Consider the following 8875-nt stretch of genomic DNA (forward strand, 5'->3'; position numbering starts at 1 on the left):
CACCGACGGCACCACCCACTCCTTCGAAGGCGGGCACTACATCAGCGTCGTCGGCTACCGCGACAACGGCAACACCGTCACCATCGCCGACTCCGCCAACCCCAACCAGGCCTCCTACCGCATGAGCATCGACAACCTCGCCGACTGGATCGCCACCCGCGGCTACACCGCCTGACACACACCAACGACACGCGCCGCCCAGCAACACCCCAACGACAAGGGCCGGCCCCCACAAGGGGCCGGCCCTTGTCGTCTTCACCTTCACCCAACGTCTGTAGCCGGGTAGGCCGGGCCGAGCCGAAGCCGAGGCCCAGGGCGGCAGCCGGGGCCGAGCCGCAGCCAGAGCCCGGGGGCACCCGCGGCGGCCGGCCAGCGTCGCCCACCCGGGCGGGCACAGACCGAGGCGAGAAACTCCAGCATCCGCCGACAGTCAGCCGACCGAAGGCGAGCAAAGTCCAGCGTCCGCCGACAGGTCAGCCGACCAACGCGAGCAACCTCCAGCGCCCGCCGGCAAGCAGGGTGTCGATCGGGTCGTGGTAGGCGTAGGGCAGCGGACCGAGGCGAGCAAGCTTCCGCGTCCGCCGGCAGGACGGCCGGCCAACGCGAGCAACCTCCAGCATCCGCCGGCAGGGCAGCCGACCGAGGCGAGCAACTCGCCGGTGGTCAGTCGATCGGGGCGAGGAACTCCAGCCGGTTGCCGTGCGCGTCCTGGGAGTGGAATCGGCGCAGCCCGGGCAGTTCGTCGTCGCCCCAGCTCACCGGGTACCCGGCGGCGACCAACCGGGCGGCGAGCGCGTCCAGGTCCGGCCACAGCAGGCCGGGGTGGGCCTTGCGGGCGGGCCGGAAGTCGTCCTCCACGCCCAGGTGCAGCTCCGCGCCGTGCCCGGTGAACCAGCAGCCGCCACGGGCCGCGAGGGCGGGCGGTTTGGGCTTCTCGGTCATCCCGAGCACCCCGACGTAGAAGGCCCGCGACGCCTCTTCGGAGCCGCGTGGGCAAGCGAGCTGTACGTGATGGATCATGGTGGCACCTCCTCGTCCCGAACGATGGCACGAGGTTGCGAAGTTAGCAAGACGGACGTACGGTTTTGTTGACGACGAGATCGGCGGTAAGTGTCCCCTAACCACGGCGGCACCCCGACCGGTGCGACAGACTGCTCAGGACTACTCACGGTCGCTGGTGTGAAGGAGTACGACGTGGCGAGCCTCGACACCTTCGGTGCGAAGACCCAGCTACGCGTCGGAGACGCGAGCTACGAGATTTTCAAGATCAGCAAGGTGGACGGCCACGAACGGCTGCCCTACAGCCTGAAGATCCTCCTGGAGAACCTGCTCCGGACCGAGGACGGCGCGAACATCACCGCCGACCACATCCGGCAGCTCGGCGCCTGGGAATCCGACGCCGACCCGAGCGTCGAGATCCAGTTCACCCCGGCGCGGGTGCTCATGCAGGACTTCACCGGCGTGCCCTGCGTGGTCGACCTGGCCACCATGCGCGAGGCGGTACGGGACCTGGGCGGCGACGCCACCAAGGTGAACCCGCTCGCCCCGGCCGAGCTGGTCATCGACCACTCCGTCATCGCCGACCTGTTCGGTCGCGAGGACGCCTTCGAGCGCAACGTCGAGCTGGAGTACGAGCGCAACAAGGAGCGTTACCAGTTCCTGCGCTGGGGCCAGACCGCGTTCAACGAGTTCAAGGTCGTCCCCCCGGGCACGGGCATCGTGCACCAGGTCAACATCGAGTACCTGGCCCGTACGATCATGGAGCGCAACGGCCAGGCGTACCCGGACACGGTCGTCGGCACCGACTCGCACACCACGATGGTCAACGGCCTGGGCGTGCTCGGCTGGGGCGTCGGCGGCATCGAGGCCGAGGCCGCGATGCTCGGCCAGCCCGTCAGCATGCTGATCCCGCGCGTGGTGGGCTTCAAGCTCTCCGGCGAGATGCCGGCCGGCACCACCGCCACCGACCTGGTGCTCACCATCACCGAGATGCTGCGCAAGCACGGCGTGGTGGGCAAGTTCGTCGAGTTCTACGGGCCGGGCGTGAGCGCCGTGCCGCTGGCCAACCGGGCCACCATCGGCAACATGTCCCCGGAGTACGGCTCCACCGTCGCGATCTTCCCGATCGACGCCGAGACCGTCCGCTACCTGGAGCTGACCGGCCGCGACGCCGCGCAGGTCGCGCTCGTCGAGGCGTACGCCAAGGAGCAGGGCCTCTGGCACGACCCGGACGCCGAGCCGGAGTACTCGGAGCGCCTGGAGCTGGACCTCGGCACGATCGAGCCGTCCCTGGCCGGCCCGAAGCGCCCGCAGGACCGGGTCCCGCTGGGCAACGCCAAGACCCTGTTCCGCTCGGCGCTGACCGACTACGTGGCCGCCGACGAGACCGGCGGCGACCGTGGCCGCAAGTCGGGCGTGCCGCAGTTGGAGAAGCCGTTCGGCGTGCAGGGCCACGCCGACGAGGCGAGCGCCGAGTCCTTCCCGGCCAGCGACTCCCCGGCCAACGGGGTCAGCGACCCGGCCGACGCGCCACGCGACCTGGAGACGGCGGCGGTCGGCTCCGGCGGGCGGGCCAGCAACCCGACCCGGGTCACCGGCGCCGACGGCGTCGAGTACGAGCTGGACCACGGCGCCGTGGTGATCGCGGCCATCACCTCCTGCACCAACACCTCCAACCCGCAGGTGATGATCGGCGCGGCCCTGCTGGCCCGCAACGCGGTCGACAAGGGCCTGACCCGCAAGCCGTGGGTGAAGACCACCCTGGCCCCGGGTTCCAAGGTCGTCATGGACTACTACGAGCGGGCCGGCCTCACGCCCTACCTGGAGAAGCTCGGCTTCCACCTGGTGGGCTACGGCTGCACCACCTGCATCGGCAACTCCGGCCCGCTGCCGGAGGAGGTCTCGGCCGCGGTCAACGAGGCCGACCTGGCCGTCGTCTCCGTGCTCTCCGGCAACCGCAACTTCGAGGGCCGGATCAACCCGGACGTCAAGATGAACTACCTGGCGTCCCCGCCGCTGGTGGTCGCGTACGCGCTGGCCGGCACGATGGACATCGACCTGGCCAACGAGCCGATCGGCGAGGACGGCGAGGGCAACCCGGTGTTCCTTCGGGACATCTGGCCCAACAGCGCCGAGATCCAGGACGTCATCGCCTCGGCGATCGGCGCCACCGGCTTCAGCGCCGCGTACGAGGACGTCTTCGCCGGTGACGAGCGCTGGCAGTCGCTGCCCACCCCGACCGGCGACACGTTCGCCTGGGCGGACGAGTCCACCTACGTCCGCAAGCCCCCGTACTTCGAGGGCATGGAGCGGGAGCCGAAGGCGGTCGTCGACATCGGTCCGGCGCGGGTGCTGGCCAAGCTGGGCGACTCGGTGACCACCGACCACATCTCGCCGGCCGGTTCCATCAAGGCCGACTCGCCCGCCGGGTCGTACCTCGCCGAGCACGGCGTGCCGCGGCACGAGTTCAACTCGTACGGCTCGCGCCGGGGCAACCACGAGGTGATGATCCGGGGCACCTTCGCCAACATCCGGCTGCGCAACCAGCTGGTCCCCGGCGTCGAGGGCGGCTTCACGGTCAACCACCTGACCGGCGAGCAGACCTCGATCTACGACGCCTCGGTGGCCTACCAGGAGGCGGGCATCCCGCTGGTCGTGCTGGCCGGCAAGGAGTACGGTTCCGGCTCGTCGCGCGACTGGGCGGCCAAGGGCACCATGCTGCTCGGCGTCAGGGCGGTCATCGCCGAGTCGTACGAGCGGATCCACCGCTCGAACCTGATCGGCATGGGCGTGCTCCCGCTGCAGTTCCCGGCCGGCGAGACCGCCGAGTCGCTCGGCCTCACCGGCACGGAGACGTTCTCCATCGCCGGGGTCACCGCGCTGAACGACGGCCAGACCCCGCGTACGGTCAAGGTCAGCACCGACACCGGCGTCGAGTTCGACGCGGTGGTCCGGATCGACACCCCGGGTGAGGCGGACTACTACCGGCACGGCGGCATCCTGCAGTACGTGCTGCGTCGCATGATCGCCAACTGACGACACGGACGAGGGGCTCCCTGCCACGACGGCAGGGGGCCCCTCGCGTGTCCGCTCAGATGCGGCCGGTGCCGGCGCCCGCGAGGACCAGGGCGGGCACGTCCGCCGCCGGGTCGAGGCTGTACGGGTAGTACGTGCGCGGCTCGACCACCGTGCCGTTCGTCTCCGGCGCGCCCGAGCCGACGTACACGTTGTGGCGCTGCACCGCCCGGCCGGGTCCGCTGTCGGCGTAGCCGCTCGCCGACCACAGCGGGTGCGGCACGTCGCGGAAGTAGTTCCCCTCCACCAGCACGCCGGCGTTCTCCGTCGACGCCACGCCGTAGAGGGCGTTGCCGAGGAAGTAGTTGTTGTAGACGTGCACCGGCTCGCCGAAGCGGACCCGGGGGTGCCGCTGGCGGCTGTTGTCGAAGAAGTTGTGGTGGATGCTGACCTTCAGCCGGCCCACGTCGGTGGAGGCTGAGCCGTCGGAGTGGCCGATCAGCATGGACTTGTCCGCGTGGTCGAAGTGGTTCCACGACACCGTCACGTAGTCGGCGCCGCGCACGATGTCGACCGAGCCGTCCACCGCGCCGGAGAAGCGGTTGTGGTCGATCCAGATGTGGTGCGAGTTCTGGCCGACGTTGATCGCGTCGTCCTCCGCGTCGGTAAAGTCGATGTTGCGGACGATCACGTTGTACGACCGGTAGAAGTCCAGCCCGCCGCCGGTGATCTCGGCGTCGCCGACCCCGACGATGGTCTTGTTCGGGCGTACCCCCTGCTTGCTGGTGATCGCGATCCGCCCGGTGACCTGGATGACCAGCGGGCCCACCGTGTCGATGTGTTCCAGGAAGTTCGCGGCGTTGGTCGCGGTCACGGTCGGCCCGCCGGCGCCGCCGGTGGTGCCGTTCTGGCCGAGGGCCGCCACGGCGGCGAAGCCGTCCGGGCCCGCGACGGCCGGCACCGGCGCGACGGAGGCCGGCGCGGCGAGGGCCGTGGTCCTGCCGGGCCCGGCACCCGCCGGGACGATGGTCGGCACGCTCGCGGCCGGGTCGAGGGTGTACGGGTAGTACCCGCGCGGGTCCGGCACCGTGCCCCGGGTCTCGATCGCGTGGTTGCAGGCGACCAGGATGTTGCCCCGCTCGACGATGCGCCCGAGGTCGCCGCTGAAGTCGACCCGGCCCGGATTGTTCACGCTGTAGAAGTAGTTGTTCTCCATCAGCACGGCGGCGTCGTACGTGGAGGCCACCCCGTAGCTGTTGTCGTTGTAGTGGTTGTTGTAGACGTGTGCGAGCGCGGAGAAGCGCACCCGCGGATTGCGCTGGTCGGAGCGGTCGAAGAAGTTGTGGTGGTACGTGACCCGCAGCCGGCCGATGTCCTGCGGGCCGGCGTCCTCGTCGTGGCCGAGCAGCAGCGTCTTGTCGTGGTCGTGGAAGTGGTTCCAGGAGACCGTGACGAAGTCCGAGCCACGCTTGATGTCGACCGCGCCGTCGTCGCCGTCGGAGAACTCGTTGTGGTCGATCCAGATGTGGTGCGAGAACATCTGGACGTTGATCAGGTCGTCGGTCGCGCCGGTGAGGTGCAGGTTCCGGATGATGACGTTGTGTACCGCGTTCGCCGGGGGCGAGGTCACGTCGTCGTCGACGGGCACGCCGATGTTGAGCCCGCCGCCGGCGAGCGTCGCGTCGTCGCCGAGACCGACGATCGTCTTGTCGGAGGCGACGTTCCACATCCCGTCGTTGCCGCCGGCGGGCAGCGTGATGGTGCCGGCGACCTGGACGACGTACGGCCCCGGGCGGGCGATGTGGTCGAGGAACTGCGCGGTGGTGGTGACCGTGACGACCGGCCCGCCGGCGCCACCGGTGGTCCCGTTCTGGCCGAGGGCGTGGACGCTGGCGAACCCGTCCGCCGCCGCAGCCGGAGCAGGGCCGGGCGCCGTCCGCGAGGCGGTGCCGGCCGCTGCCTGCGGGGCGGTCCCGGATGCCGCTGCGGCCGGAGCGTTGCCGGATGCGGCCGTCGGGGCGGGTGGAGCCGGCGGGGTGGTCGGGAGCGCGGCGTTGGCCGGTGACGCCGGTGCCACCAGTGCGGCGGCGAGGCCGACGGCGGCGAGCAGCCGTCGGCGACGCCCGGGCCGTGGCGGCCCGTCCGGGTTGAGGGTCGTGAGCATGAGGTTCCGCCTTTCTCGTACGGCGGATCGCCGGAGCCGGCGCACGACGGGCCGCGTGCCGTTCGGATGCTGGGGCACGGTCGCGCGGGTTCGGGTGCCTGGGCGCGGTCGCGCGGGACCGGACGCGAGTGGGGACTGGTTCGCGTCGGGGTTGCGGACCGGCACCGGCGATCAGCCAGGTGATGGACGGCGGAAAGCGCTTTCCGAGCACCATGCTAGGCAGCCCATCTGATCGAAGTCAATCGATCGGCCCTGCCCCCGTCGCGCGCACCTCGCGCCGTCGATCCTGGCGGTCCGCACTCCGTACGTGTGCTCCGTGCGGGTGCTCTGCGCTCTGTGCGTGCGCTCTCTGCTCTGTGCGTGTGCTCCGTGCTCGAGTAGGCACCAGCCCAGCGACACTTTGGCCCCGCGACCAATCCGCCACCACGCGCACGGACACCTAAGGAAGCGAGCTGCCAACCCACGGGTGCGCTGCACCCGTGCAGGTCCGGAGATCTTGGTACGGACGTGCCCCCATAGGGGCCGTTTCTCGCCAAGATCCGGTCTGCGCGTCGAGGGACGCGACGCAGCCAACAGCGACGCAGCAGACACGGAGCAGCCGCAACGACGCGAGCAGCGGGCAGCGACGCGGGGCAGCCCCAACGGCCGCTACCCGCGCGACGGCGGCTGCGGCACCGTAGCGGCTGCTACACGGTGGTGACGGTGGGCCGGTCAGTCGGTGGCGGCGGCGCGGCGGCGGGCCTCGCGGGTCTTCATGGCGTGCTCCATCAGCGTGATGAGCACCTCCTTGCTGGACTCCCGCTGCCGCGCGTCGCAGAGCAGCACCGGCACGCCCGGGTCGAGGTTGAGCGCCGCCTGCACCTCGTCGAGCCGGTACTGCCGGCTTCCCTCGAAGCAGTTGACCGCAACCACGAACGGCGTGCCCCTGCCCTCGAAGTAGTCGATCGAGGGGAAGCAGTCGGCCAGCCGCCGGGTGTCGGCCAGCACCACCGCGCCGAGCGCGCCGAGCGCCAGCTCGTCCCAGACGAACCAGAACCGGTCCTGGCCAGGGGTGCCGAAGAGGTAGAGCACCAGGTCGTCGCTGATGGTGATGCGGCCGAAGTCCATCGCCACGGTGGTGGTCGTCTTGCTCTCCACCCCGGAGAGGTCGTCGATGCCGACGCCGGACTCGGTCAACACCTCCTCCGTACGCAGCGGACGCGTCTCGCTGACCGCACCGACCATGGTGGTCTTGCCCACGCCGAAGCCACCCGCGACGAGGATCTTGATCGCGGTGGGCAGTGGCGTCGCTCCCGCCGGCCGCTCAGAGTGCCCGTAGTCCATTGATTACCGCCTCGAAAACGCTGTTGTCGGGAAGGCCGGCTGTGGTGTGCGGCTCGCGTACCTGCACCAGGCTGCGGGCCGCCAGGTCACCGAGCAGGACCCGGATGGTGCCCACCGGCAGGTCCAGGTGGGCGGCGATCTCGGCGACGGACTGGATCCGCTGGCAGAGCCCGACTATCGCCAGGTGCTCCGGGCCCAGTCCGACCTCCGGGATCACGTCCGCACGGGTCGCCGTCACCAGGGAGATCAGGTCGAACGTGCCGGTGACCGGCCGGGCCCGGCCGCGCGTCATCGCGTACGGGCGCACGACCGGGCCGGCATGGTCGTCGACCCACTGGTGCTCCGAGGACTCCCCCTGCACCGTCATCGCGGCTACTTCTCGCCGGTCTGCTGCTCGCCGGTCCGCGAGGGCGACGCCACGTACTTGCCGACGCGGGTGACCAGCATCGCCATCTCGTAGGCGATCAGGCCGACGTCGGCGTCCTCGCTGGCGAGGACGGCCAGGCAGGCGTTGCGCCCGGCCGCCGTGACGAACAGGAACGACGACTGCATCTCGATGATGGTCTGCTGCACCTGCCCGCCGCCGAAGCGCTTGCCCGCGCCCCGGGCCAGGCTCTGGATGCCGGCCGCCATGGCCGCCAGGTGCTCGGCGTCGTCCCGGCCCAGCCCTCGCGAGGCGGCCATCAACAGGCCGTCCGTAGAGAGCGCGACCGCGTGGTCGGCCTGCTTCACCCGGCCGACCAGATCATCCAGCAACCACGTCAGGTCGGCACTCGAAGCCGTCTTCTGCGCCACTCGTCGTCCTCTTCTCCCCCGGCTGTTGTCGCCGTGCTCGTCTCGGCTGACCGCTGCGGTGCGGGGATCCCCCGCACCGCGACGGCACCGGTCAGGTCGCTTGCAGGTCGTCGCCGGCGTCGGGTTCCTCGCCGGCCTCGGTTCGGCTGTCGCCCGCTCCACCGAGCAGCCGGGCGGCGTCGGTACGGCCCCGCCGGGTGCCGGTCTGGTAGGAGCTCATCATCCGGCGTACCTGCTCCGGCGGGCGCGCCGTGTCGTCGTCCCCGTCGTCGTCCCCGCCGGCGGCCGGATCATCGCGGAGTTCCGGCACGATGCTGGCCTGCCGGACCCGGACCGGCAGGCCCGAGTCGGTACGCGCCGTCACCTGGCGGGCCGTCGGCGCCGGACCGCCGGTCGTCGTGGAGCCGGTGGCCGCCTCCGGTGCGGGGGTCCCCGTCGTGTCGGGCGCCTCCGCCGGCGCGGGCCGGGCGGCCACGGGCAGGCCGGTCGGGAAGGTCGGGCCGTCCAGGGCGTACTGCTCGGAGCCGCCACGGGGGCGCACGGGCAGCCGCGGGTCAAGGGCCGGGCCCGTCGTCGGCA

Annotated in this window: 6 protein-coding genes and 2 pseudogenes; 2 read left to right on the plus strand and 6 right to left on the minus strand. The window is 71.1% G+C overall.

Going from position 1 to position 8875, the window contains the following annotated elements:
- Nucleotides 1-175, plus strand: a pseudogene (locus tag F6X68_RS26835) (C39 family peptidase); the annotation flags it as partial.
- 488 nt (nucleotides 176-663) lie between these two features.
- Here F6X68_RS26835 and F6X68_RS26840 read toward each other — a convergent pair.
- Nucleotides 664-1020 carry a VOC family protein gene (locus tag F6X68_RS26840; protein WP_132240294.1) on the minus strand — a complete coding sequence of 119 codons (357 nt, stop codon included), beginning with the start codon at nucleotides 1018-1020 and terminating at the stop codon, nucleotides 664-666.
- A gap of 159 nt (nucleotides 1021-1179) precedes the next feature.
- On the opposite strand from F6X68_RS26840, the gene F6X68_RS26845 reads away from it, so the two are divergent.
- Nucleotides 1180-4035, plus strand: coding sequence for an aconitate hydratase (locus tag F6X68_RS26845; protein ID WP_151456884.1), 2856 nt, complete (start codon nucleotides 1180-1182; stop codon nucleotides 4033-4035).
- Between the two features lie 55 nt (nucleotides 4036-4090).
- Here F6X68_RS26845 and F6X68_RS26850 read toward each other — a convergent pair whose 3' ends face one another.
- The 5 genes and pseudogenes from F6X68_RS26850 to F6X68_RS34410 form a co-directional block, all read right to left on the minus strand.
- Nucleotides 4091-6178, minus strand: a complete 2088-nt coding sequence (locus tag F6X68_RS26850) for a polysaccharide lyase family 1 protein (RefSeq protein ID WP_151456885.1) — start codon at nucleotides 6176-6178, stop codon at nucleotides 4091-4093.
- A gap of 711 nt (nucleotides 6179-6889) precedes the next feature.
- Nucleotides 6890-7501: an ATP/GTP-binding protein gene (locus tag F6X68_RS26855; protein WP_132240296.1), complete on the minus strand. Its 612-nt coding sequence runs from the start codon at nucleotides 7499-7501 to the stop codon at nucleotides 6890-6892.
- On the minus strand, nucleotides 7482-7868 hold the full coding sequence (locus F6X68_RS26860; protein ID WP_132240297.1) for a DUF742 domain-containing protein: 387 nt from the start codon (nucleotides 7866-7868) through the stop codon (nucleotides 7482-7484). Before F6X68_RS26860 ends, F6X68_RS26855 begins: the two co-directional genes overlap by 20 nt.
- Nucleotides 7869-7873: 5 nt before the next feature.
- Complete coding sequence (locus F6X68_RS26865; RefSeq protein ID WP_091629996.1) at nucleotides 7874-8296, minus strand: roadblock/LC7 domain-containing protein; 423 nt, start codon at nucleotides 8294-8296, stop codon at nucleotides 7874-7876.
- 91 nt (nucleotides 8297-8387) lie between these two features.
- Nucleotides 8388-8875 (minus strand): annotated as a pseudogene (locus F6X68_RS34410) (histidine kinase); the annotation flags it as partial.

The organism is Micromonospora sp. AMSO12t (genome assembly GCF_008806585.1).
GTDB lineage: Bacteria > Actinomycetota > Actinomycetes > Mycobacteriales > Micromonosporaceae > Micromonospora > Micromonospora reichwaldensis.

Bases quoted from the DNA above. Each gene is read 5' to 3' on its own strand.
- F6X68_RS26840 (WP_132240294.1), bottom strand. From the start codon at position 1,020: ATGATCCATCACGTACAGCTCGCTTGCCCACGCGGCTCCGAAGAGGCG.
- F6X68_RS26850 (WP_151456885.1), bottom strand. From the start codon at position 6,178: ATGCTCACGACCCTCAACCCGGACGGGCCGCCACGGCCCGGGCGTCGC.
- F6X68_RS26855 (WP_132240296.1), bottom strand. From the start codon at position 7,501: ATGGACTACGGGCACTCTGAGCGGCCGGCGGGAGCGACGCCACTGCCC.
- F6X68_RS26860 (WP_132240297.1), bottom strand. From the start codon at position 7,868: ATGACGGTGCAGGGGGAGTCCTCGGAGCACCAGTGGGTCGACGACCAT.